This is a genomic window from Streptomyces sp. ISL-36 (assembly GCF_018614205.1).
In the GTDB taxonomy this organism is placed as follows: Bacteria; Actinomycetota; Actinomycetes; order Streptomycetales; family Streptomycetaceae; genus Streptomyces.
Genome location: NZ_JAGGOS010000027.1, coordinates 57,664 through 80,774, shown reverse-complemented (window position 1 = coordinate 80,774; position 23,111 = coordinate 57,664). Strand labels below are relative to the sequence as shown.

The following is a 23,111-nucleotide window of genomic DNA, read 5'->3' as shown; positions in this document are numbered from 1 at the left end:
CAACCAGGTCCAGCGCATCGTCATGGCCCGCAACCTCCCGTAATCGACGTCATCCGACCGTCACTTGACTTTCCGTCACTTGAAAGGAGCCAGGCCGTGACCCTGAGGATCGCAGTCTGTGTGAAGTACGTACCCGACGCGACCGGCGACCGCGGCTTCGCCGACGACCTGACCGTCGACCGTGACGAGGTCGACGGCCTCCTCTCGGAGCTCGACGAGTACGCCGTCGAGCAGGCGCTGCGCATCTCCGAGGAGTCCGACGACGCCGAGGTCACCGTCGTCACCGTCGGCCCGGACGACGCGAAGGACGCCCTGCGCAAGGCGCTGTCCATGGGCGCCGACAAGGCCGTCCACGTCAACGACGAGGACATCCACGGCAGCGACGTCATCGGCACCTCCGCGATCGTCGCCAAGGCGCTGGAGAAGACCGGTTTCGACCTGGTCATCTGCGGCATGGCGTCGACCGACGGCACCATGGGCGTGCTGCCGGCGCTCCTCGCCGAGCGGCTGAACCTGCCCCAGGTGACGCTGCTGTCCGAGGTCTCGGTGGAGGACGACCTCGTGAAGGGCCGTCGGGACGGCGACGCCGCCACCGAGCTTCTGGAGGCCCCGCTGCCGGCCGTCGTCTCGGTCACCGACCAGTCCGGCGAGGCGCGTTACCCCTCCTTCAAGGGGATCATGGCCGCCAAGAAGAAGCCGGTCGAGGAGCTGGACCTGGACGACCTCGGCATCGACGCCGACGAGGTCGGTCTGGCCGGGTCCTGGACCCAGGTCGGCGAGGTCACCGCGCGCCCGGCCCGTACCGCGGGCACGATCGTCACGGACGAGGGCGACGGCGGCAAGCAGCTGGCCGCGTTCCTGTCCTCGCAGAAGTTCATCTGACCGCTCACCGTTCACCGTTTCAGGAGCAATGAATCATGGCTGAGATCCTGGTTCTCGTGGACCACGCCGACGGTGCGGTCCGCAAGCCGGCGCTCGAACTCCTCACGCTGGCCCGCCGCATCGGCGAGCCCTCGGCCGTCGTCCTCGGCGCCGGCGAGGCCGCGGCGTCGATCGCCGCCACCGCCGGCGAGTACGGCGCGGCCACCGTGTACGTCGCGGACGGCGCCGAGTTCGCCGAGCAGCTCGTCGTGCCGAAGGTCGACGCGCTCACCCAGATCGCGAAGGACAAGGGCGTCGCCGCCGTCCTGGTGACCTCCTCCGGCGAGGGCAAGGAGGTCGCCGCCCGCGTCGCCCTGCGTCTCGGCTCCGGCCTCATCACCGACGCCGTGGAGCTGGAGGCCGGCGACAGCGGCCCGGTCGCGACGCAGTCCGTCTTCGCCGCCTCGTACCAGGTGAAGTCGACCGTCTCGCACGGCGTCCCGGTCATCACGGTCAAGCCCAACTCCGCCGCCCCGGAGGCCGCCCCGGCCGCCGGTACGGTCGAGAACGTGGCCGTCGCCTTCACCGGCAACGCCGCGAAGGTCGTCTCGCGCACCCCGCGCGTCTCCACCGGCCGTCCCGAGCTGACCGAGTCCGCGATCGTCGTCTCCGGCGGACGTGGTGTCGGCGCGGCCGAGGGCTTCGGGGTCGTCGAGACGCTCGCCGACTCCCTCGGCGCGGCGGTCGGCGCCTCGCGCGCCGCGGTGGACGCGGGCTGGTACCCCCACTCCAACCAGGTCGGCCAGACCGGCAAGCAGGTCTCCCCGCAGCTCTATATCGCGGCGGGCATCTCCGGCGCGATCCAGCACCGGGCCGGCATGCAGACCTCGAAGACGATCGTGGCCGTCAACAAGGACCCGGAGGCCCCGATCTTCGACCTGGTCGACTACGGCGTGGTCGGCGACCTGTTCGCCGTACTGCCGCAGCTGACGGACGAGATCGGCGCCCGCTAGGGACTCCCCGCAAGCTCTTGCCGTGCGCCGGAAGAGTGGGCCCGCACCGTCGGTGCGGGCCCTTCGAACGGTCGCCGATCAGCAGACGAGAACCGGCCCGGTGGCACTCTGTGCCACCGGGCCGGTTCTCGTCTGTCCGGGGTCAGATCCAGCCGTCGAGCGGGACCTCCTCGCACAGCCGGACGACCGGCTGGCCCGGCGCCCCGCCGCCCGAGGCGAGCTTGACCCGGACGCCGGGGCGTACCGCGTGCAGCGGCCCGTCGACCCGGCACCGTACGACGAAGCCCTCGGTCATGTGCACCGGCCACAGGTCGGCGTCGGCCGCGGTGACCCCGCGGCGTACGGAAATCACGCCCTCGCCCTCGCTGCGCTCGGGTGCGAGGTCGGTCGACCCGCAGGTCGGACAGAGCAGTCGCTGGAACGTCGTGGTGTGGCACCAGCGGCAGCGCTGGAAGTAGAGTTCGGCGCCGGCGGCCGATTCCTCGGTCCGGACGGCGCTTGCGTTCCTCAGTCCCGTGGATCCCGTGTGGAACACGATGCCTTCTCCTTGCACTCGGCGGCTCAACCGTGCATGGAGCAAAGATATGGCACTGAGTGCCATATAATAAAGACCTCAGTTCCCTCAATTGAAGATACTGAGAACCCTGACGCCGCTCCTCAGCCCTCGCCGAGGCTCGACTCCACCTCGCGCACCACCCGCCACATCGGGGTGGAGCGCTTGGTGATCACCACCACGACGTCCTCGGTCTCCTCGCCCGCGGCGCCGACGCCGGCCCCGGGGCCCGCCTCCGGGCTCCAGGTCTCGCGGACGAACTCCAGGGCCCGGTCCACCTCGGCCAGCGGGTCGCCCTCGCCGCCCGAGCGCAGCCAGTGCCGCAGCGCGTGGTTGTGGGCGGCCACGACCGCGGCGGCGGCCACGTTGGCGCGCAGGGTGCCATCGCGGCGGTCGGCGAAGCGGGTGCGCAGATAGTCGCCGAGCGTCTTCTCGTACCGCCAGACGACCGAGAGCTCGTACGTGCGCAGGCCGGCTACCTCGCGGGTGAGGCGGTAGCGCTGCACGGAGAAGGTGGGGTTCTCGGCGTACATCCGCATGACGAGCCGGGCCGCGTCGCAGACGCGGACCATCGGGTCGTCGCCGTCCCCGCTCGCCGCCAGGAACTCGGTCATGTCGGCGAGGCACTGTTCGTGGTCGGGGAAGACCACGTCCTCCTTGGAGGGGAAGTAGCGGAAGAAGGACCGCCGGCCGACCCCCGCCGTCCTGACGATGTCGTCGACGGTGGTCTGCTCGTACCCCCGCTCCAGGAAGAGCTCGAAGGCCGCCGCGACGAGGGAGTCACGCATCGAGGGCTTTGCGGGGTTGGTGCTCATGCCCCGAACCTAACACTCGGACCCCTCGCACGGCGGCACTTGGTGCCATGGGCCAGGTCAGCGCGGACGGGAGCCACGGTCAGCGCGGACCCGGGAGCCAGGTCAGCGCGGAGCCATGGGCCAGGTCAGCGCGGAGCCATGGGCCACGTCAGCGCGCCGCCATCCGCAGGGCGCCGTCCATCCGGATCGTCTCGCCGTTGAGATAGTCGTGCTCGGTGACCATCGTGACGAGCCGGGCGTACTCGTCAGGGCGGGCCAGGCGCTGCGGGAAGGTGACGCTCGCGCCGAGGCCCGCCCGGATCTCCTCGCTGAATCCGGCCATCATCGGGGTGTCGACGATGCCGGGGGCGATGGTGACGACCCGGATGCCGAACTGGGCGAGGTCGCGGGCGGCGGTGACGGTCATACCGGCGACGCCCGCCTTGGAGGCGGCGTAGGCGATCTGTCCGACCTGGCCCTCGAAGGCCGCGATCGAGGCGGTGTTGACCACCAGTCCGCGCTGGCCGTTCTCGTCCGGCTCCTGACGGGCGATGGCCTCGGCGGCCAGGCGCATCACGTTGAAGGTGCCGAGCAGGTTGACGTTGAGGACGGTACGGAAGAGGTCGAGGTCGTGCGGGCCCTTGCGGCCCAGGATGCGGGCCGAGGGGGCGATCCCGGCGCAGTTCACGGCGAGGCGCAGCGCGGCGCCGTCCGCCTCGATCCGGGCGAGGGCCTCGCGGACCGGCCCTTCCTCGGTGACGTCGGCCGCGAGCAGGGTGACGCCGTCGGGCCGCGGGCCCGCCGCGGCGACGGCCTTGTCCAGGTCCAGGCCGTAGACGGTGGCGCCCCGGGCGGCGAGGGCGGCGGCGGTGGCGGCACCCAGGCCGGATGCGGCGCCGGTGACGAGCGCGGCGGAGCCGGCGATGTCCATGGAACTCCTCGTGCGAAGGAAGGTCGGGCGGTGGTCAGCGGGCGAGCTGGCGGCTGATGACGAGCCGCTGGATCTGGTTCGTCCCCTCGAAGATCTGCATGATCTTCGCTTCGCGCATGTAGCGCTCGACGGGGAAGTCACGGGTGTAGCCGTACCCGCCGAGGACCTGCACCGCGTCCGTGGTCACCTTCATGGCGGCGTCGGTCGCGATGAGTTTGGCGGCGCTGGCCTGGCGGCTGAAGGGGCGGCCGAGGTCCCGTCGGCGGGCCGCGTCGAGGTAGGTGGCGCGGGCGGAGTCGACGGCGGCGGCCATGTCGGCGAGGAGGAAGCCGAGCCCTTGGTGGTCGACGATCCGCCGGCCGAAGGTGGTGCGCTCGTTGGCGTACTCGACGGCGGTGTCGAGGGCGGCCTGGGCAAGGCCCGTGGCGCAGGCGGCGATGCCGAGGCGGCCGCAGTCGAGCGCGCTGAAGGCGATCTGGAGGCCCTGTCCCTCGTCGCCGAGGAGCCGGTCGGCGTCGATGAGGGCGCCGTCCCAGTGGGCCGAGGTGGTCGGGACGGCTTGGAGCCCCATCTTCCGTTCCGGCTTGCCGAAGGTGAGGCCGTCCGTGGCGCCGGGGGCGAGGAAGCAGGAGATGCCGTGGCTGCCGGGGGCGGTGCGGGCGAACAGGGAGTAGAAGCCGGCCTTGCCGCCGTGGGTGATCCAGGCCTTGTTGCCGGTGATCCGGTACGCCGAACCGTCCTCGGTGCGCTCGGCCTTGCACGAGAGCGCGGCGGCGTCGGAGCCGGCCTGGGGCTCGGAGAGGCTGTAGCCGCCGATGGTCTCGCCGGCGAGCATCGCGGGCAGCCAGCGTTCCTTCTGCTCCCGGGTGCCGAAGGAGTGCAGGGGGTGGCAGGCGAGCGTGTGGACGCTGGTGGCGACGGCGACGGCTGCCCAGCGGGCCGCCAGTTCCTCCAGGACCTGCAGGTACACCTCGTACGGCTGGCCTCCGCCGCCGAACTCCTCGGGGTACGCGAGGCCGAGGAGCCCGGCCTCGCCGAGGGTGGTGAACAGACCTTCCGGGTACGTCTCGGCGGCCTCGTGCTCGTTCACGCGGGGAGAGAGTTCCTTGTCGGCGATCTCCCGGGTGAGGGCGATGAGGTCCGCCGCCTCGGGGGTGGGAAGCAGGCGGTCGACATCCATGGCGACTCCAGTGACACTCAGCACCGCTGTAGCGGTACTGCAGGCGGTACGGCAGTACCGCTGAGAGTAGCGCAGAAGGGGGCTCCCGTAACCCCCCGAACGGGTCGACCGGCATACTGTTCGGGTGATCGAGACCTCAGCCGCTGACGCTCCGAAGCTGACGGGCCGCGGCGCGGCCCGCCGGTCCGCCCTGTTCGAGGAGCTGGTGGCCCTCCTGGTCGGCGAGGGCTTCGCCCAGCTGACGCTGGACGATCTCGCCGCCCGGCTGCGCTGCTCCAAGCGCACCCTGTACGGACTGGCCGGCAGCAAGGAGCAGCTCGTCAGGGCGGCCGTGGTCCACTTCTTCCGGCGCGCGACCACCCGGGTCGAGGCGGTCCTGGCGGCGGAGTCGGAGCCGGCGGAACGCCTGGCGGCGTATCTGCGCGCGGTCGCGGCGGAGCTGGCGCCCGTCTCCCCCCGGTTCTTCGACGACGTGGCCGCCTTCGAACCGGCCGCCGAGGTCTACGAACGCAACACCCGTGCGGCGGCGGGACGGGTGCAGCAGTTGATCGAGGAGGGCGTGACCGCGGGCGTCTTCCGCGAGGTCCATGTGACCTTCGCGGCCGATGTCATCGCCTCGGTCATGGTCCGTATCCAGCAGCGCCAGGTGGCGGCGGCGACGGGACTCGCGGACGCGGAGGCGTACGAGCAGCTGGCCGAACTCCTTCTGAACGGCCTGCGCAGGGGCTGAGCCGCCTCGGGAGGAGATCGGGGCGTCCGCAAAGTATCGCCGTCCGCCCGAAGGGCGGGGCGCGCGGCGTCCGGTGCATGGGGCCTCCCAAGGCCCACAGGGCCCAGGGGGCGCGATCGCAAGGCGCCGGGATGCCCTCGTAGCGGAGCTACTTGAGCATTTGGGCAAGGCATTTCGGCAACGCGGCGTGGGGGCACCTCCCGTGCCGTAAGGGCTACGGGGGAGGGCGTGCCGGGCATCGCGGGCCAGGCGAGACTTTACGGAGACGACCTAGTAGAACTCGTCGTCGGTGTGCGGGAGCCGGGCCGTTCGCAGCGCCGCGTCGAACGCCTCGGCCGCGCCCGGGGTGTGCTCCTCCACCAGGCCGGCGGCGACCAGGTCCACGACCCGTGTGCCGCCGAGACAGCAGGCGCCGAGGTCCCGTACGTCGAGGGCGAGGTCGGCCGGGTCGGCGGTGGGCTCGTACCGTGCGCGGCCCGCATCCGCGGTGAGGCGGAAACGGCCGGAGTTGGCCGGGATCCGGCTGTCGTGCACCTCCAGGACGAGCTCCGCCCGGGCGGCCCAGCTCCGCGCGGTCAGCACCGCGCGGACGTCGATCAGCCGCAGCCACAGGGCGGGGTACACCCCGGTCACCTTCACCTGGTCGCGGTCCGCGGCGAAGAGGAGCAGCGGGTCGTCGAGCGGCCTGCCCCAGGCGCGGACGGTGCCGGTGAGGTCGATCGAGGCGAGGTAGCGCCAGAGCGCGGCGGCGACCGCTGGGGTGTCGGCCTCCACCTCGTCGACGCGTACCAGGCCGGGGGTGCCGGTCTCCTCGTTCCCGCTCCTGGTGCGGTAGACGGCATAGCCGGCGAGCGGCTCGCCGAGGGCCACGATCCGGGGCGGGGAGAGCTCGTCGTCCTCCTCGTCCTCGTCGACCAGCCACTCCCCGCTCCAGCGCTCCTCGTCGCGCGCGATCCGGCCGGCCCGGTGGGCGCGCGTGGCCTCGTGGTACGGACCGACGACGGCGGGCGCGTCGGCCGGGTCGATCAGCCGCAGGGGGCGGTCGTCCGGGTCGATGCGCAGGGCGAGGGGGCGTCGGGAGTCGATCTCGACGGTGGCGCCCTGGGTGGCGGGCCCGAAGCCGAACCGGCCGTAGATGGCGTCCTCGGAGGCCCAGAGCGCGGCGATCGGCACGGCGCGCTCCGCGCAGCGGCGGTAGACCTCGGCGAGCAGGGCGGAGAGTACTCCGCGGCGCCGGTGGGTGGGGGCGACGGAGACGAAGGTCAGGCCGGGACAGGGCAGTTCGCCGCCCGGTACGGAGAGGGCGAAGCGGTGGGCGGCGACGAAGCCGACCAGCGTCTCGCCGTCGTACGCCCCGATCCGTTCACAGGGGAGCAGGAGTTCGCGGTGGTGCTTGCGCTTCTCCTCGTCGGGACGCTGGTGGAAGACGAGGTACACGAGGTCGAGGGCACGGTCGAGATGTGCTTCCGGTACGTCACGGATGGCCACGTCACGGATGCCAACGTCACGGATGTCCACGTCACGGATGTCCATGTTCCGGACCCTAACGGGCGGGCGTGCGGTCCACGATCGCCGAAAGGCCGGTGTCCGTCCGTCCGACCGTCCGTCCGACCGGCCTCAACCGTCCTCGGCTACGCGACGGAACCTATCCGTCCATCGGGTTCGCGCGGGCCGTCGTGGTGGATCGGGGTGTGGGCGCCGGTGAGGGAGGCGCCGGAGCCGCCGCGGCGGTTGGCGACGATCTCGGCGGCGATGGACAGGGCCGTCTCCTCCGGGGTGCGGGCGCCGAGGTCGAGGCCTATCGGGGAGCGCAGGCGGGAGAGTTCGAGTTCCGTGACGCCGACCTCGCGCAGGCGCTTGTTGCGGTCCTCGTGGGTACGGCGGGAGCCCATCGCGCCGACGTAGGCGACGGGAAGCTTCAGGGCCGCTTCGAGGAGCGGGACGTCGAACTTGGCGTCGTGGGTCAGGACGCACAGGACCGTGCGGCCGTCGACCTCGGTCGACTCCAGATAGCGGTGGGGCCACTCGACGACGATCTCGTCGGCGTCGGGGAAGCGCGGACGGGTCGCGAAGACCGGGCGGGCGTCGCAGACCGTCACGTGGTAGCCGAGGAACTTGCCGACCTTGACCAGCGCGGAGGCGAAGTCGATCGCGCCGAAGACGATCATGCGGGGGGCGGGGACGGAGGATTCGACCAGGAGGGTGAGCGGCTGTCCGCAGCGGCTGCCGTCCTCGCCGATCTCGACGGTGCCGGTCCGGCCGGCGTCCAGCATCGCGAGGGCCTCGCCAGCCGCGGTGCGGTCCAGCTCGGGGTGGCCGCCGAGGCCGCCCTCGTACGATCCGTCGGGGCGGACCAGGAGCGCCCGGCCCCGCAGGTCTGCGGGGCCGTCGACGATCCGGGCGAGGGCCGCCGCCTCCGCCGAGGCGGCGGCCGCCAGCGCGGCGGGGAAGACCCCGCCGCGGACCGGCGTGACGAGGATGTCGATGACACCGCCGCAGGTCAGACCCACGGCGAAGGCGTCCTCGTCGCTGTATCCGAAGCGCTCGACGACGGTCTCGCCGTCTTCGAGTGCCTGTTGGCACAGGTCGTAGACCGCGCCCTCCACACATCCACCGGAGACCGATCCGATCGCCGTGCCGTCGCTGTCGACGGCGAGGGCGGCGCCGGGCTGCCGGGGCGCGCTGCCGCCGACCGCCACCACGGTGGCGACGGCGAACTCGCGTCCCTGCTCGACCCACCGGTTCAGCTCTTCGGCGATGTCCAGCATCTCGAACTCCTCGGTATGTGTGGAGGGCGACGGTACGGGCGTCAGCCGACGCCCAGCCAGCTCTCGATCGGATGGATCGCGAAGTACACGACGAAGATCGCGGTGAGGCCCCACATGAAGGCCCCCACTTCGCGTGCCTTGCCCTGCGCCACCTTGATGACGGCGTAGGAGATGACACCGGCCGCGACACCCGTGGTGATGGTGTACGTGAACGGCATCAGGACCACGGTGAGGAACACCGGGATCGCGACGGAACGGTCGCTCCAGTCGACGTGCTTGGCGTTCTGCATCATCATCGCGCCGATGACGACCAGGGCCGCGGAGGCGACCTCGGCGGGGACGATCGCGGTGACCGGGGTGAAGAAGAGGCAGGCCGCGAAGAAGGCGCCGGTGACGACGGAGGACAGGCCCGTACGGGCACCCTCGCCGACGCCGGTGGCGGACTCGACGAAGACGGTCTGGCCGGAGCCGCCGCCGACGCCACCGATGACGCCGCCGGCGCCGTCGATGAACAGGGCCTTGGAGAGGCCCGGCATCCGGCCCTTGTCGTCGGCGAGGTTCGCCTCGGAGCCGACACCGATGATGGTGGCCATGGCGTCGAAGAAGCCGGCCAGGACCAGGGTGAAGACGATCATGGTGATCGTGATGTAACCGACGTCGCCCCAGCCGCTGAACGACACTTCGCCGATGAGCGAGAAGTCCGGTGCGGAGACGGCGCTGCCGTTGAGCTCCGGCGCGCCGGAGAACCAGGCGCCCGCACCCTTGGCGGGGACGTCGCCGACGGCGTTGACGATCATGGCGATGACCGTGCCCGCGACGATGCCGATGAGGATGGCGCCGGGGATGTGGCGGGCCTGCAGCGCGAAGATCAGCAGCAGGGTGACCGCGAAGATCAGGACGGGCCAGCCCTGGAGCTCGCCGGCCGGGCCGAGGGTGACCGGGCCGCCGCCGGGCGAGGGGTTCTCGTGCACGAAGCCGGCCTTGACGAAGCCGATGATCGCGATGAAGAGGCCGATGCCGATGGTGATCGCGTGCTTGATCGCCAGCGGGATCGCGTTCATGATCATCTCGCGGAGGCCGGTGACCACCAGGAGACAGATCACCACGCCGTAGGCCACACACATGGCCATCGCCTGCGGCCAGGTCATGACGGCGATGACCTGCGAGGAGAGCACACCCGAGACGCTGAGACCGGCCGCCAGGGCGAGCGGGACCTTGCCCCAGAAGCCCATCAGGAGGGTGGTCACGGCGGCGGCGAGAGCGGTCGCGGTGATGAGGGCGGGCTGGCTGAGGACGTTGCCGGCCACATCCTTACCGCCGAGGATCAGGGGGTTGAGCAGGAGAATGTACGCCATCGCCATGAAGGTGGTGACGCCGCCGCGGATCTCCGTCGCGACGGTGGATCCTCTCTCCGAGATGTGAAAGTACCGGTCGAGCCAAGACCTGCCGGCGGGGACGTTCGAGCCGGAGCCCGCGTCCTCCGATGCGGTCTTGGGCTCCACTGACGACTGGGTCATGGGGCCTACTCCCAAGGTTCAAAGGGGCACCCGCATAAGACTTGGAGGGTCAGAGAAGCTGCGGGATTTGGGATGCTGCGTGGGCTGCACGACCCGGGGGACGGCCCGAGACGAACTGGGATGAATCAGGTCAATCTGATGATGCTCGGTACTGCGGGGTGGTGCTGGTACTGCGGGGTGGTGCCGGGGCTCCGGGCGGCGCGGGCGGGAAGTGTGACGTTCCTGGGAGGCACGCACCGCCCGGAGAGTCCTACAGGGTGCCGGTGAGCGCCTCGGGGCGGACCGGCGTCTTGTTGAGTTCCAGGCCCGTCGCGTTCCGGATCGCCGCGAGGACGGCCGGGGTGGACGACAGGGTCGGGGCCTCACCGATGCCGCGTACTCCGTACGGGGCGTTCGGGTCCGCCAGCTCGAGGTAGTCGACCGGGATGGTCGGCGTGTCGAGGATGGTCGGGATCAGGTAGTCCGTGAAGGAGGGGTTCCGCACCTTCGCGGTCTTCGGGTCGACGATGATCTCCTCCATCACCGCGACGCCCAGGCCCTGGGTGGTGCCACCCTGGATCTGGCCGACGACGGAGAGGGGGTTGACCGCCTTGCCGACGTCCTGGGCACAGGCCAGTTCGATGACCTTGACCAGGCCGAGCTCGGTGTCCACCTCCACCACCGCGCGGTGCGCGGCGAAGGCGTACTGGACGTGGCCGTTGCCCTGGCCGGTGACCAGGTCGAAGGCCTGGGTGGGGCGGTGGCGCCACTCCTCCTCGACCTCCACGGCCTGGTCCTCGAGGACGTCCGCGATGGTGGCGAGGGCCTCGCCGCCGTCGGTGACGACCTTGCCGCCCTCGAGGAGGAGTTCGGCGGTGGCCCACGCCGGGTGGTACGAGCCGAACTTGCGCCGGCCGATCTCCAGGACCTTCTCCCGGACGATCTCGCAGGAGTTCTTGATGGCGCCGCCGGTCATGTACGTCTGGCGGCCCGCGGACGTCGAACCGGCCGATCCCACCTGGGTGTCGGCGGGCTGGATGGTGACCTGCTGGACGCCGAGCTCCGTGCGGGCGATCTGCGCGTGGATGGTGACACCGCCCTGGCCGACCTCCGCCGCGGCGGTGTGGACCGTGGCGACGGGCTCGCCGTTGATGACCTCCATGCGGATCCTGGCGGTCGAGTAGTCGTCGAAGCCCTCGGAGAAGCCGACGTTCTTGATGCCGACGGCGTAACCGACGCCCCGCACCACACCCTCACCGTGAGAGGTGTTCGACAGGCCGCCCGGCAGCGCGCGGACGTCCGCGCCCTCGCCGGCGGCCTCCCACTGGCGCTCCGGCGGCAGCGGGCGGGCCTTGACCCGCCGCAGCAGCTCGGCGACCGGGGCCGGGGAGTCCACGATCTGGCCGGTCGGCATGGTCGTGCCCTGCTCCATGGCGTTGATCTGGCGGAACTCCACCGGATCCATACCGAGCTTGGCGGCCACCTTGTCCATCTGTGCCTCGTACGCGAAGCACGCCTGGACCGCGCCGAAGCCACGCATCGCGCCGCAGGGCGGGTTGTTGCTGTAGAGGCCGATCGCCTCGATCTCGACGTCCTCGACGACGTACGGACCGACCGAGAGGGAGGCGGCGTTGCCGACGACCGAGGCCGTGGACGACGCGTACGCGCCGCCGTCGAGCACGATCTTGCACTTCATGTGCGTGAGCTTGCCGTCCTTGGTGGCGCCGTGCTCGTAGTAGAGCTTCGCCGGGTGCCGGTGGACGTGGCCGAAGAAGGACTCGTAGCGGTTGTAGACCATCTTCACCGGCTTGCCCGTGCGCAGCGCGAGCACGGAGGCGAGGATCTGCATCGAGATGTCCTCGCGGCCGCCGAACGCGCCGCCGACGCCGGCCATCGTCATACGGACCTTCTCCTCGGGCAGGCCGAGGCAGGGGGCGATCTGCTTGAGGTCCGAGTGCAGCCACTGGGTGGCGACGTACAGGTCGACGCCGCCGTCCTCGGCGGGCACCGCGAGGCCGGACTCGGGGCCGAGGAAGGCCTGGTCCTGCATGCCGAAGGTGTACTCGCCCTTGACGATGACGTCGGCCTTCTTGGCGGCCTCGTCGGCGTTGCCGCGGATGATCGGCTGGCGGTGCACGATGTTCGGGTGCGGCACGTGGCCGGAGTGGTGGTCGTCCCGGTTCTCGTGGACCAGGATCGCGTCGGGAGCGGTCGCCGAGGCCTCATCGGTGATGAGGGGCAGCTCCCTGTACTCGACCTTGATCTTCGCGGCGGCGCGGCGCGCGGTCTCCGGGTGGTCGGCGGCCACGAGGGCGACCGGCTCACCGTGGTGACGGACCTTGCCGTAGGCGAGAACCGGCGTGTCCTGGAACTCCATGCCGTAGTTCTTCGCGGCCGGCAGGTCCTCGTGCGTCAGGACGGCGTAGACGCCGTCCATCACGAGGGCCTCGGAGGTGTCGATGGACACGATCTCGGCGTGCGCGACCGTGGACCGCAGGATCTGGCCCCACAGCATGTCCTCGTGCCACATGTCCGAGGAGTAGGCGAACTCGCCGGTGACCTTGAGGGTGCCGTCCGGGCGGAGGGTGGACTCGCCGACGCCGCCCTTGGTGTGGTTCTGGGTGACCTCGGTGGGCGTACCCACCGGAACGGTGCGTGTGTTCTCAGCCATCGTCAGACCGCCTCTCCCTGGCGCTCCTGGCGAGCGGCCGCGAGGCGGACCGCGTCGAGGATCTTCTCGTAACCGGTGCAGCGGCAGAGGTTGCCGGAGAGCGCCTCGCGGATGTCCGCGTCCGTCGGCGACGGGTTGCGCTCCAGCATCTCGTCGGCCGCGACCAGCAGGCCCGGGGTGCAGAAACCGCACTGCACGGCACCGGCGTCGATGAACGCCTGCTGGATCGGGGACAGTTCGACACCCTCGCCGGTCTGCGAGTCCTGACCCGGCTTGGCTTCCCACTTCTTGGCCGCGTCGAGCGAGGTGCCGCAGGCGCCGGAGGCACAACCGCCGTGCTCCTCACGCTGCTTGGCGTACTCCGCCAGGCCCTCGACGGTGACGACCTCGCGGCCCTCGGCCTGGCCGGCGGCGACCAGACACGAACAGACCGGCACACCGTCCAGACGGACCGTGCAGGAACCGCACTCGCCCTGCTCGCAGGCGTTCTTGGAGCCGGGCAGCCCCAGGCGCTCACGCAGGACATAGAGGAGGGACTCGCCCTCCCAGACGTCGTCGGCTTCCTGCGGACGACCGTTGACCGTGAAATTGACGCGCATGGTTATGCAGCTCCCTCAAGCGTGCGGCCGGTGCCGCGGTACTGCTCCCAGGTCCAGCCGAGCTGGCGGCGAGCCATGATGCCGACGGCGTGGCGGCGGTACTTGGCGGTGCCTCGGACGTCGTCGATCGGGTTCGCCGCACCCGAGCACAGGTCGGCGAACTGCTTGGCGATCGAGGGGGTGATGATCTTGCCGCTCTCCCAGAAACCGCCCTCCTCCAGAGCCGCGTTCAGGAAGGCCTCGGCCTCCTTGGCGCGGATCGGGGTCGGTGCGGCCGAACCGATGCCGGTGCGGACGGTCCGGGTCTCCGGGTGGAGCGCCAGGCCGAAGGCGCAGACGGCGATGACCATCGCGTTGCGCGTGCCGACCTTGGAGTACTGCTGGGGGCCGTCCGCCTTCTTGATGTGGACGGTCTTGATGAGCTCGTCGGGCTGCAGCGCGTTGCGCTTCACACCGGTGTAGAACTCGTCGATCGGGATGAACCGATTGCCGCGCACCGACTCGACCTCGACCTCGGCCCCTGCGGCGAGCAGCGCGGGGTGCGCGTCACCGGCGGGCGACGCGGTGCCCAGGTTGCCGCCGACACCACCGCGGTTGCGGATCTGCGGCGAGGCGACGGTGTGGGAGGCGAGCGCCAGCCCCGGCAGCTCGGTCCGCAGCTGCTCCATGATCTGGGTGTACGGAACGGAGGCACCGAGGCGGACGTTCTCCTCGCCGACCTCCCACTCGCGCAACAGTTCGATACGGTTCAGGTCCAGGAGGTACTCGGGACGCCGGTGGTCGAAGTTGATCTCGACCATGATGTCGGTACCACCTGCGATGGGCACGGCCGTGGGGTGCTCTGCCTTGGCGGCGAGCGCCTCCTCCCAGCTGGCGGGGCGAAGGAAGTCCATGGTGGCTCTCTTCTTGTGCTTCTAGTGATCGGGGGTCCGTCGCGCGGGCCCGGGGGAAGGCCGGCCCTCGACTTCGATTTCGTGTTCATGTGCTGTTCACGTGGTGTGGCCTAGTACACAAGCCAGGTCTCGCCCGGGTGCAGTCACCGAAAACATGAAGGAGTTGGCTGGTGACCTTCCTCGTCTTGTAGATTCGAACGAAAGGCGGGGCTCAGTAACCTCGCCGTTTTCCCCTGGAAACGGTGGCACCACGCCACCGACGACAACGCGACAGTTTTCGCGAATGACGAGAAGGAACGGCGGCGACGAGATGCGGCTGCGCGCACTGCTGGAAACCGACGCGCTGGGGCTGCGCCTGCTCGGCGGTGAGGACGAGCTCGACCGCACCGTCCGGGGCGTGATGACGACGGACCTCAAGGACCCCAGCCGGTATCTCTCCGGAGGTGAGCTGGTCCTCACCGGCCTCGCCTGGTACCGGGACCCGGAGGACGCCGAGCCGTTCGTCCGGATCCTGGCCTCCGCCGGGGTCGCCGGGCTCGCGGCCGGCGAGGCCGAGCTCGGCGACATCCCCGACGATCTCGTACAGGCGTGTTCGCGCCATCGGCTGCCGCTGTTCGCTGTGAACGAGTCCGTTGCGTTCGCGACGATCACGGAACACGTTGTTCGACAGGTCTCCGGCGAGCGTGCGGGCGACCTGGCGGCCGTCGTGGACCGCCACCGGCGTCTGATGACCTCCGGTCCGGCGGGCGGCGGCCCCGAGGTCGTCCTCGACCTCCTCGGCTCGGACCTCGACCTGCGGGCCTGGGTCCTCTCCCCCACCGGGCGCCAGATCGCCGGCGCGGGGGAGCCGCTGGACAGCGGCCTCGCCGCCACCCTGGCGGGCGAGCACCTGGCCGCGACCAGGACCGGACGGCGCGGCCCCCACCGCCTGTCCACCGGCGGAACCACCTTCTCCCTCTTCCCGATCCGCAACACCGGGCGCGGCGCCGCACCGGCCTCCCGCGACGTGCGCGAGACGGTGCTCTCCGACTGGCTGCTGGCCGTCGAGGCGGACGCGAGCGACTGGCCGGCCGCGCGGCTCGACCTGCTCCAGGGCGTCACCCAGCTGATCGCCGTGGAGCGTGACCGGCGCGACGCGGCCCGTACGGTACGGCGCCGGCTCGCCCAGGAAGTCCTCGAACTGGTCCAGGCGGGCGCCGCCCCCGCCGAGATCGCCGCTCGCCTGCGGGTGGCCGCCCCCGTCCTGCTGCCGGGCCTCGGGACCGCGCCGCACTGGCAGGTCGTCGTGGCCCGCGTGGAATGGGAGCCCGAGGCCGGAGCGGGCACCGTGGACACCGGCCCGGTCGCCCAGGCGCTCCTGGAGGAGATCCTGGTCGACCCGGCGACCGTGGGCGCCGACTCCGCCGACCGGATCGCCGTCGCCCACCACGGCGACGAGGCCATCGCCCTGGTCCCGCTGCCCGCGGGCCCGCTCCCGGACAGCGAGGACGAGGGCCAGGCCACCGGCGTCGGCCTGCACGCCGACGCGCTGCTCGCCGCCGTACGGGACCCCCTGTCGTCCGGCCTGGCCGACGACGGGCGCCTGACCCTCGGCGTCAGCGCCGCGGTCCACTCCGCGGAGGGGCTGCGCGGGGCGCTGGAGGAGGCCCGTCACGCCCGCCGTGTCGCCGCCGCCCGCCCCGGCCGCGTCTGCGCGGCCGGTCACCACGAGCTGGCCTCCCACGTCCTGCTGCTGCCGTTCGTCCCGGACGACGTCCGTCGCGCGTTCACGGCCCGTCTCCTGGACCCGCTGCGCGACTACGACCGCCGCCACCGGGCCGAGCTCATCCCGACGCTGGAGGCGTTCCTGGACTGCGACGGCTCCTGGACCCGCTGCGCGACCCGTCTGCACCTGCATGTGAACACCCTGCGCTACCGGATCGGCCGGATCGAGCAACTGACGGGCCGGGACCTGTCACGCCTGGAGGACAAGCTGGACTTCTTCCTGGCACTGCGGATGAGCTGATCGGGGTTCGGGGCTCGGGGCTCGGGGAGGGGGCGGAGGCCCCCCGGCCCGGCCCTGGGCCGCCCCGGGGTGTCTGGGCCGTCTGCGGCCGCCCCGGGCCGCCCCGGGCCCCCGCCACGGCGTACACGGGCCACGTCACCGGCGTGACGGGGCCCGTCACGGCGTGCGGGTCAGGAGCGAGGTGAACCGCCCGCCCCGCGCCGTCAGCTCGTCCCACGTGCCCGTTTCCACCACCCGGCCCCCCTCCAGGACCGCGATCCGGTCCGCCCGGCGGATCGTGGACGGGCGGTGGGCGATCACCACGGTCGTGCGGTCCCCCGCACCGTGCGCGGCCGCCAGCGCCGCCGTCAGTTCCGCCTCCCCCGCCGCGTCCAGGTTCGCCGTCGTCTCGTCGAGGACCAGGACCCGCGGCGAGGCCAGCAGCGCCCGTCCCAGGGCTGGGGCACGCGCAGCCAGATCATGGACCCGGTGTACGCGTCCACGAAGTTCTACAAGGCACTCAAGTCGGTCAAGGACTGGGAGAGCATGCCGCTCACCGTCGCCGCGCAGAAGGTGCAGAAGTCCGGCTTCCCGAACGCCTACGCCAAGCACGAACCGCTGGCCACCGCGCTGCAGCAGGCCATCGCTCCAACGCTCGGCGGTGCGGCCGCAGGCCCCGCTGGCACGCCCGCGTTCGCCAGCAGCTTCGGCGCCGACTGTGTCACCCAGGCCGGCATCGACTACGGCGACATCCCTGCTGGCACCCTGCCCGAGGGCTACCAGATCCCTGTCACTGCCCCTCTCCAGGTCCGCAACGCCATCCGATGGGCCCTCGGACAGCTCGGCACGGCGTACCAATGGGGAGGCACCTGCACCAACCCGCACGGCACCAACCCCCGCGACCGATGCGACTGTTCCTCCCTGATGCAGCGCGCGTACGGCATCGCCGGCGTGAAGATCTCGCGCACCACGTACACGCAGATCAACGACGGGCGGGCGGTACCAGCGGGCGCTCTGCAGCCGGGTGACCTGGTCTTCACCGAGGGCAGCGCCTCCCGCCCTGAGCACGTGTCCATGTTCATCGGGGACGGCCTGGTCGTGCATGCACCACGGCCGGGGCGCGTCGTGGAGGTGGCCAAGCTCGCGGGACACGGCAAGGTCCTGGTGGCCCGCCGGGTCGTCGGCTGACCGCACACGGCGCCGCCGTCGCACATGCGGGTGATCGGACTACGCCGGCCGTGACGGGCGCCGGGGGCCCTGTCGTGGGTGGTGATCTCCTGGGCCTGCGTGGCCAAGGAGAGTATCCGTTCTGCTGTCCGCCCGGCGGAGGCGGTGGCGGCGGCCCCGGCGGCCCCGGCCTGGTGGGCTTCGCCTACCGGCTGTGCCTGTGCCCGCCTGACAGCGGGACCGGCGGAGGCGGCGGAGGCGGCGGAGGCGGACCGGACACGGTGAGCAACACGGGGGTTCGGCCGTGCGTCTGCCCTGGCGAGGGTGGTGGCGGAGGGGGCGAAGGCCCCCCCCGTGCTGACGTGGCTGTCTGGGCTGGTGGATTTCCTCGTGTGTCGTGAGCCGGGCGGCGGAGGCGGGGGCCCCGGCACCTGACCGGGCCTATAAGGCTCCGCGGGGCGGTGCTCTGCTGCCTTTGGCCCGCGTGCTGGGTTGACGCGTCCGTGTCGTTAGTGGGGCGCGGCGCGTTGACGGGCTGACGCGCCCGTGCGGGTGTGTCGGCGGCCCGCTGTGTGTCCGCCCGGCAATGGAGCAGGCCGTGTCCCCTCTCACCTGGTTCAATCGGCCGGTGAAGAGTGGCCCCGGGACGTCATGGCTGATCACCCGGGGCCGCAGCCATCCTCTGCTGGTCTGGAGGGTTTGTGCAGGCCGTTCCCCATCACTCACCACGAGCTGGGAGACACGGGTCAGGCGGCGGCCGGCGAGATCGGAGCCTTGGCGACCAGAGCCGGTCAGCCACCCTTCGTCCTACTCCACGGCCAACGTCGTCTGGGCCTGCTGCCCCTGTGACGGCGGCGTGATTTGTCCGGCGACAGCGGGTTCGGCCAACGCTCCGCAAGCAGCAAAAGCGCACATGGCCGACGCCGCGCGCCTGCGTATCACGACCTGCATAACTCCACCCTGTTTCGATGTCCCTCCCCCCGACGTTGCTGGGGGTGTTCAGGATTCCTTCTCCCCAGCGAACTATCGACGGTTGCATCGCGCACCAGTCATTGAGCGCCGGCGGCTGACGTACGTGGCACCATCAGAGCAGGTGCGACCGCCCTTCCCCGGCGCGAGGGCGAAGGCGAAAGAGGGAGGCCGTAATGATTGCTGAGCGGCTCTGTCAGGCGATCAACAATCATGATCTAGATGCCTTCGTGGACTGCTTCCACCAGGACTACCGCAGCGAGCAGCCAGCGCACCCGGCCCGCGCGTTCCACGGCCGGGAGCAGGTCCGCAGAAACTGGTCGGTCTTCTTCCGCACGCTCCCAGACCTGCGGGCTGAAATTCTGGCGTTGGCCATGGCTGAGGCAGACGGTGTGGAGTGGACCGAGTGGCGCTGGCAGGGGAACCGAGAGAACTCCACGCGATTTGAGATGCGAGGTGTCATGATCCTCGGTGTTCAGGAAGAGCGCATTGCATGGGCCCGTCTCTACATGGAGGAAGTCGATGCGGCCAGTGAGGACATCGACTCCGCCGTCCGGAACCTCACCACGCCTAATCCCGCACGCGGCGAAACCTAAGCCCTCGCCCTCCCTAGTGACTCGTCTGCCCCCCGGTACCCGCCAGGGCTGTTCCGGCCCTGCCCTGGCGGAAGCCGGCCGTTCGCCGAACGTCTCACGCACCCGGCACCCGCAGGCACGGTCACCGAGAAGGGGACCCCTTATTGCAGCCGACTGCCAACTCCTGCTTGCGAAGCTCGAACAGATGGCCCAAGCCGTGCCCGGCGACCGCTGGTGATCTTCCCCGGCGCCAACCAAGGGCCAGAGCTACACACGGGGCTACTCTCACACGCAGCCGTAACCGGCCGGTGGTGCGGCATCGAGGAGCCCGGGTTACGCCCGGCGCCCCGGCATGCCCTGCCCTCCCCGCTGCCCTGGCGCGACCGGCTCACCTTCGCCTTCGGCCTGCCCGTACTCGCGATCGGCACCCTCGGCGTGACGACGCAGGCCCGCGCCGAGCCCGCCGCAGCCGTTGCCCCCGACCACCCGCCGACGGACGCGGCCCCGGCCCGACCCGACCCGCACACGGACCGGTCCGGCAGGCCCTGCCGCTGCGCACCCCCTGAAGCCCGGCAGCCCGGCCTGCACCTTGGCTTCTGGAGGAGACCGAACCGCGCTTCGGTCTCCTCCAGAAGCCGGTCGGCGAGGGTGAAGTCGCCCAGCTCGACCGCGAGCGCGGCGCGCACGAACGCGGTGAGCGGGATGCTGCCGGTGCGCACCTCGAACGACCGCAGGTCCCCGCCCATGTACGCGGCGCGATGCCGGCACTTCGCCTGGATGCAGTAGGAGGCCAGCCGGAATACGCCGGAAATAGGGCTGGCTCGCCGGGGCATACGTGAAACCCGACGGCCAGGAAGTCCGCGGCCGCACCTGGGACGAGGACACCCGATACCGCTACGGCCTCTACCTCGCCGGGACCGACGCCCCCAACGGATGGGCCAGGACTGGTTCACCTACATAGGCGATCTCGTCTGGCACTTCGAACCCCTTGACGTCCAGGACTGGGCCTTGAGACTCACCGCCTTCGCGGGCGGCGCCGAGGTCGCCTCCGCGCCGCGCGCTCGCCGGTCCCACCCCGCACTGGGGCGAGTGAGGCACCTGGTGTCACCGGTGTCTTCCGGACTGGGCAGCCCGCCGAATGTAAAGGCATTGCAAAGTCTCACGGTCGGTGTCTGAATCGGCCGCACGGCCTGACTTGGTCCAGGTGAAGGGAGTTCCACCCCGCACCGATCAGGAGGCCACCGTGCAGGACACCCCAGCGCTCCGGATGACCGCCCGGCGGCCGGCATGAACATCGCCAACCTGCCGGCCGCCGACGAAGTCCTCGCCAACCTATGCACCTGGGCCAGTACCGCAGCCCCGTACCTGGCGGCCGCTTCCCCGGTCGCCCTGGCCGTGTGGATCTGGTGGGCCATCCGGCGCGCCCGCCTCGTACGCGCCGCCCTCGCCGACCGGGTCACCTTGGAAGTCGTGCCCACCAGCACCTTCGACCCGAGCGAAGGGGAAGTGGGCCGCTGGGCACGCCAACTGGGGCGCGTCCACCATTCCACTCAGGGCGTCCCGGCCCGCGGCTCGGCCGCCCGGCTGCGCTACAGCGCCGAGGACGGCAAAATGCGCTGCTTCCTCGAGGGCCCGGCCACTGCGGCCGCCGTCCTGGCCATGCCAGGCTTTGCCGAGGTCGAAGTCCGCGCCCACCGCGCGCAGAAGGACATCCAGCCCGTCCGCTTCCCCGCACCCCGCGAGGGGGCAAAGTGACCGCCACCGTCGACTTCACCAAGCCCACCGCCGCCCCCCGGCCGCCCGCCCGCCGCTACGTGCAGCGCGCCGAGCTCACTGTGGCCATGGGCGACCAGAAGCCGCTGGCATCCCTCGGCCTCAACCCCGATCCGCTCCAGCAACTGGCCGCCGCCATGGCTTCGGTACGCACCGAGGCCGGCGAGCGCGCCGATGTCGTCCTGGACGTGGTCCCCGTCCGGGAACGGCATCTCGCCAGGCGCCGGCGCCGGCTGCTCGCCCAATCCAAGCGCCGCGGTCCCTCCGCGTACGGCGAGCGCCTGACCGGCGGCCTCGGCGGGGGAGGAGTGTGGGGCTCGGTCACCGCCGCCTGGTCCGGCGGCAAGACAGCCAGCGGCCGCGGCGAGCGTCTGCCCCGCATGACCGACCTTCGCGACGGCGTCGGCAAGTTCGAGCCCTCGGCCGGCGCGGTGTTCGCGGTACAGCTGCTGCTGCGCACCGAGGCCGCGCACCCGCAGGCCGCTCTGGCCCGCATGAACCAGCTGCTCGCCGCGTTCGCCGCCACCTCCGGGGAGAACTACCTCAAGCCCCGCCGCCCGCGCACCCGCTGCCGGATCGCCCACTTCGACCGGCGCTTCGCCACCGGCGAGTTCGCCCCCCGCAAGCGGCAGTGGCTGACCGTTCCGGAGTTGGCCGGCTTCCTCAAGCCGCCGACCGTGAAGTGCCGCGCCTCCAGCGTGGTGCGCTCCGGCGGCCTGGTCCCCCCGGCGCCGTCGGACCTGCCCGTCTACACCGGCCAGCGGCACCTGGTGCCGCTCGGCGCCGTCATCTACTCCGACGGCCGCGAGCGGATCGGCGCCGCCCGGGTGAAAGACCTCCTTTTCGGCCTGCAGCTGGGCAAGTCCGGCCACGGCAAGACCGAGGCCGCGCTGGTGCAGTGCATCGCCATGGCCCACTCCGGATACGGAACCTGGTTCCTCGACCCGCACGGCGAGGGATGGGTGCGGGCGAAGCCGTACCTGGCCCACCCCCACATCGCCTCACGCGTTTGGGAGATCAACCTGGCCCACTCCGAGCCGGACCAGCTGGTGGCGTCCTGGAATCCGCTGTCCATGGAGGGCCGCTCCCTCAGCGCCGTGAAGGACGTCGTCCGCTCGGTCACCGAGGGCATCGCCGCCGCCCAGGACTGGGGCGACAGCGCCCCGCGCGCCCGGACCATCCTCGCCCGCGGCGCCCAGGCCCTGGCGCTCCTCAACCACCAGGCGGTCCAGGCCGGTGAACTCGACGCCCAGTGCACCCTGTTCCAGCTGCGGAGCTGGCTGACGGATGAAGAGTGGCGCGAGGCCCTGCTGCCGAAGCTGCCGCAGCGAGTGCGCGACTACTGGGAAAAGACGTTCCCGAAGCTCGCCAATGACGCCGTGCCGACCGTCACCTACGCCATCGACCGGCTCGACACCTCCCAGGCCCTGCAGGCCTTCTTCGGCAGCCCACGCTCCGCCTACGACGTCCGCACGGCGATGGATACCAGTCGTGTCGTGTTCGTCTGCCCGTCGGGCAGCGAGAGCGACGCTCTTGTCTCCTGCCTGCTCATCCACGATCTGCACCGCGCCGGCCTGTCCCGCCAGGACACCCCACGCGACGAGCGCAGGACGTTCTGGGCCTGGGGCGATGAGCTCACCGCCCTGGACTCCTCGTCGAAGGGCTTCCTCGCCGCCATCGCCGAGCAGCTGCGCAAGTACGAGGTGCGGTTCATCGGCATGACGCAGATGGCGCTGCGCCTGTCGGCAATCACCCGGCAGTCACTGCTGCAGAACCAGTCCCTGCTCTCCACCTGCGCGGCCGACTTCGACGAGGCCGCTTTCGTCGCCCGGCGGTGGAACGGACACGTCACGCCGGAGACCATCACCGGGCTCCCGAAATACCACTACGTCATGTCGATCAATTTGAACGGCACCCCGACCAAACCCTTCCGCGTTCGCGGCCTGCCGGTCGAGGAACTGTTCGCCCACTACGACAACCCCGCCGGCGTGCCCGACCTGGACCAGGCGATCGACACCAACCTCCGCCGCCGGCCCGTCGGGGAAATCCTCGCCGCCCTCGAGGACCTGGACGCCGTCGTGCTCGCCCACCACACCGGCCGCCGCCCCGGCTCCACCGGCGCCGGCGACCCCACCACCCTCATCGACTGAACCG

The 23,111-nt window shown here is 71.2% G+C and carries 18 protein-coding genes and 2 pseudogenes; 8 read left to right on the top strand and 12 right to left on the bottom strand.

The genetic code is table 11. The annotated features are described in order from the left end of the window. Window positions 1-96 precede the first annotated feature (96 nt). Both J7E93_RS07695 and J7E93_RS07690 read left to right on the top strand, forming a co-directional pair. Window positions 97-882, top strand: coding sequence for an electron transfer flavoprotein subunit beta/FixA family protein (locus J7E93_RS07695; RefSeq protein WP_215066725.1), 786 nt, complete (start codon window positions 97-99; stop codon window positions 880-882). A gap of 35 nt (window positions 883-917) precedes the next feature. Continuing rightward, on the top strand, window positions 918-1,874 hold the full coding sequence (locus J7E93_RS07690) for an electron transfer flavoprotein subunit alpha/FixB family protein (protein ID WP_215066723.1): 957 nt from the start codon (window positions 918-920) through the stop codon (window positions 1,872-1,874). 142 nt (window positions 1,875-2,016) lie between these two features. Here J7E93_RS07690 and J7E93_RS07685 read toward each other — a convergent pair whose 3' ends face one another. The 4 genes from J7E93_RS07685 to J7E93_RS07670 all read right to left on the bottom strand — a co-directional run bounded on the left by J7E93_RS07685 (window position 2,017) and on the right by J7E93_RS07670 (window position 5,332). Next, window positions 2,017-2,409 carry a zinc ribbon domain-containing protein gene (locus J7E93_RS07685; RefSeq protein WP_215066721.1) on the bottom strand — a complete coding sequence of 131 codons (393 nt, stop codon included), beginning with the start codon at window positions 2,407-2,409 and terminating at the stop codon, window positions 2,017-2,019. Between the two features lie 122 nt (window positions 2,410-2,531). Further along, entirely contained in the window at window positions 2,532-3,242 is a 711-nt protein-coding gene (locus J7E93_RS07680; protein ID WP_251066191.1) for a TetR family transcriptional regulator, read from the bottom strand. Window positions 3,243-3,390: 148 nt separating this feature from the next. Beyond that, a complete protein-coding gene (locus J7E93_RS07675) occupies window positions 3,391-4,152 on the bottom strand; it encodes an SDR family NAD(P)-dependent oxidoreductase (RefSeq protein WP_215066719.1) in 762 nt (253 codons plus the stop codon). 34 nt (window positions 4,153-4,186) lie between these two features. Beyond that, entirely contained in the window at window positions 4,187-5,332 is a 1,146-nt protein-coding gene (locus J7E93_RS07670) for an acyl-CoA dehydrogenase family protein (RefSeq protein WP_215066717.1), read from the bottom strand. Window positions 5,333-5,456: 124 nt separating this feature from the next. Here J7E93_RS07670 and J7E93_RS07665 point away from each other — a divergent pair, with 124 nt between their 5' ends. After that, window positions 5,457-6,062 (top strand): TetR/AcrR family transcriptional regulator, encoded by a 606-nt coding sequence (locus J7E93_RS07665; RefSeq protein WP_215066715.1) that lies wholly within the window; start codon window positions 5,457-5,459, stop codon window positions 6,060-6,062. 270 nt (window positions 6,063-6,332) lie between these two features. Here the strand turns inward: J7E93_RS07665 and J7E93_RS07660 are convergent, their stop codons facing one another. From J7E93_RS07660 to J7E93_RS07635, 6 genes are all read right to left on the bottom strand, one after another. Next, window positions 6,333-7,595: a GNAT family N-acetyltransferase gene (locus J7E93_RS07660; RefSeq protein ID WP_215066713.1), complete on the bottom strand. Its 1,263-nt coding sequence runs from the start codon at window positions 7,593-7,595 to the stop codon at window positions 6,333-6,335. A 98-nt stretch (window positions 7,596-7,693) separates the two neighbouring features. Continuing rightward, complete coding sequence (locus J7E93_RS07655) at window positions 7,694-8,830, bottom strand: XdhC/CoxI family protein (protein WP_215066711.1); 1,137 nt, start codon at window positions 8,828-8,830, stop codon at window positions 7,694-7,696. Window positions 8,831-8,871: 41 nt separating this feature from the next. Further along, complete coding sequence (locus tag J7E93_RS07650) at window positions 8,872-10,347, bottom strand: NCS2 family permease (protein WP_215066708.1); 1,476 nt, start codon at window positions 10,345-10,347, stop codon at window positions 8,872-8,874. Between the two features lie 250 nt (window positions 10,348-10,597). Further along, window positions 10,598-12,997 (bottom strand): xanthine dehydrogenase family protein molybdopterin-binding subunit, encoded by a 2,400-nt coding sequence (locus J7E93_RS07645; RefSeq protein ID WP_215066706.1) that lies wholly within the window; start codon window positions 12,995-12,997, stop codon window positions 10,598-10,600. A gap of 2 nt (window positions 12,998-12,999) precedes the next feature. Then, window positions 13,000-13,596 carry a (2Fe-2S)-binding protein gene (locus J7E93_RS07640; protein ID WP_215066704.1) on the bottom strand — a complete coding sequence of 199 codons (597 nt, stop codon included), beginning with the start codon at window positions 13,594-13,596 and terminating at the stop codon, window positions 13,000-13,002. A gap of 2 nt (window positions 13,597-13,598) precedes the next feature. Then, window positions 13,599-14,489 carry a xanthine dehydrogenase family protein subunit M gene (locus tag J7E93_RS07635; protein ID WP_215066702.1) on the bottom strand — a complete coding sequence of 297 codons (891 nt, stop codon included), beginning with the start codon at window positions 14,487-14,489 and terminating at the stop codon, window positions 13,599-13,601. Between the two features lie 310 nt (window positions 14,490-14,799). Here J7E93_RS07635 and J7E93_RS07630 point away from each other — a divergent pair, with 310 nt between their 5' ends. Next, window positions 14,800-16,494: a PucR family transcriptional regulator ligand-binding domain-containing protein gene (locus J7E93_RS07630; protein ID WP_215066739.1), complete on the top strand. Its 1,695-nt coding sequence runs from the start codon at window positions 14,800-14,802 to the stop codon at window positions 16,492-16,494. 156 nt (window positions 16,495-16,650) lie between these two features. On the opposite strand, the pseudogene J7E93_RS07625 reads toward J7E93_RS07630, so the two are convergent. Further along, window positions 16,651-16,932: pseudogene (locus J7E93_RS07625) on the bottom strand (ABC transporter ATP-binding protein); the annotation flags it as partial. Between J7E93_RS07625 and J7E93_RS07620 the strand changes: the two are divergent. Further along, window positions 16,912-17,661 (top strand): annotated as a pseudogene (locus tag J7E93_RS07620) (C40 family peptidase); the annotation flags it as partial. The pseudogenes J7E93_RS07625 and J7E93_RS07620 overlap by 21 nt on opposite strands. 1,124 nt (window positions 17,662-18,785) lie before the next feature. Further along, window positions 18,786-19,205 (top strand): nuclear transport factor 2 family protein, encoded by a 420-nt coding sequence (locus tag J7E93_RS07615; RefSeq protein WP_215066699.1) that lies wholly within the window; start codon window positions 18,786-18,788, stop codon window positions 19,203-19,205. 140 nt (window positions 19,206-19,345) lie between these two features. On the opposite strand, the gene J7E93_RS36845 is transcribed toward J7E93_RS07615, so the two are convergent. Continuing rightward, window positions 19,346-19,930 (bottom strand): DUF6420 family protein, encoded by a 585-nt coding sequence (locus tag J7E93_RS36845; RefSeq protein ID WP_251066202.1) that lies wholly within the window; start codon window positions 19,928-19,930, stop codon window positions 19,346-19,348. A 541-nt stretch (window positions 19,931-20,471) separates the two neighbouring features. Between J7E93_RS36845 and J7E93_RS07610 the strand changes: the two genes are divergently transcribed. Both J7E93_RS07610 and J7E93_RS07605 read left to right on the top strand, forming a co-directional pair. Then, window positions 20,472-20,939 carry a hypothetical protein gene (locus tag J7E93_RS07610; protein WP_215066697.1) on the top strand — a complete coding sequence of 156 codons (468 nt, stop codon included), beginning with the start codon at window positions 20,472-20,474 and terminating at the stop codon, window positions 20,937-20,939. Further along, window positions 20,936-23,107 (top strand): ATP/GTP-binding protein, encoded by a 2,172-nt coding sequence (locus J7E93_RS07605; RefSeq protein ID WP_215066695.1) that lies wholly within the window; start codon window positions 20,936-20,938, stop codon window positions 23,105-23,107. The genes J7E93_RS07610 and J7E93_RS07605 overlap by 4 nt, the downstream gene beginning before the upstream one ends. Window positions 23,108-23,111 lie beyond the last annotated feature (4 nt).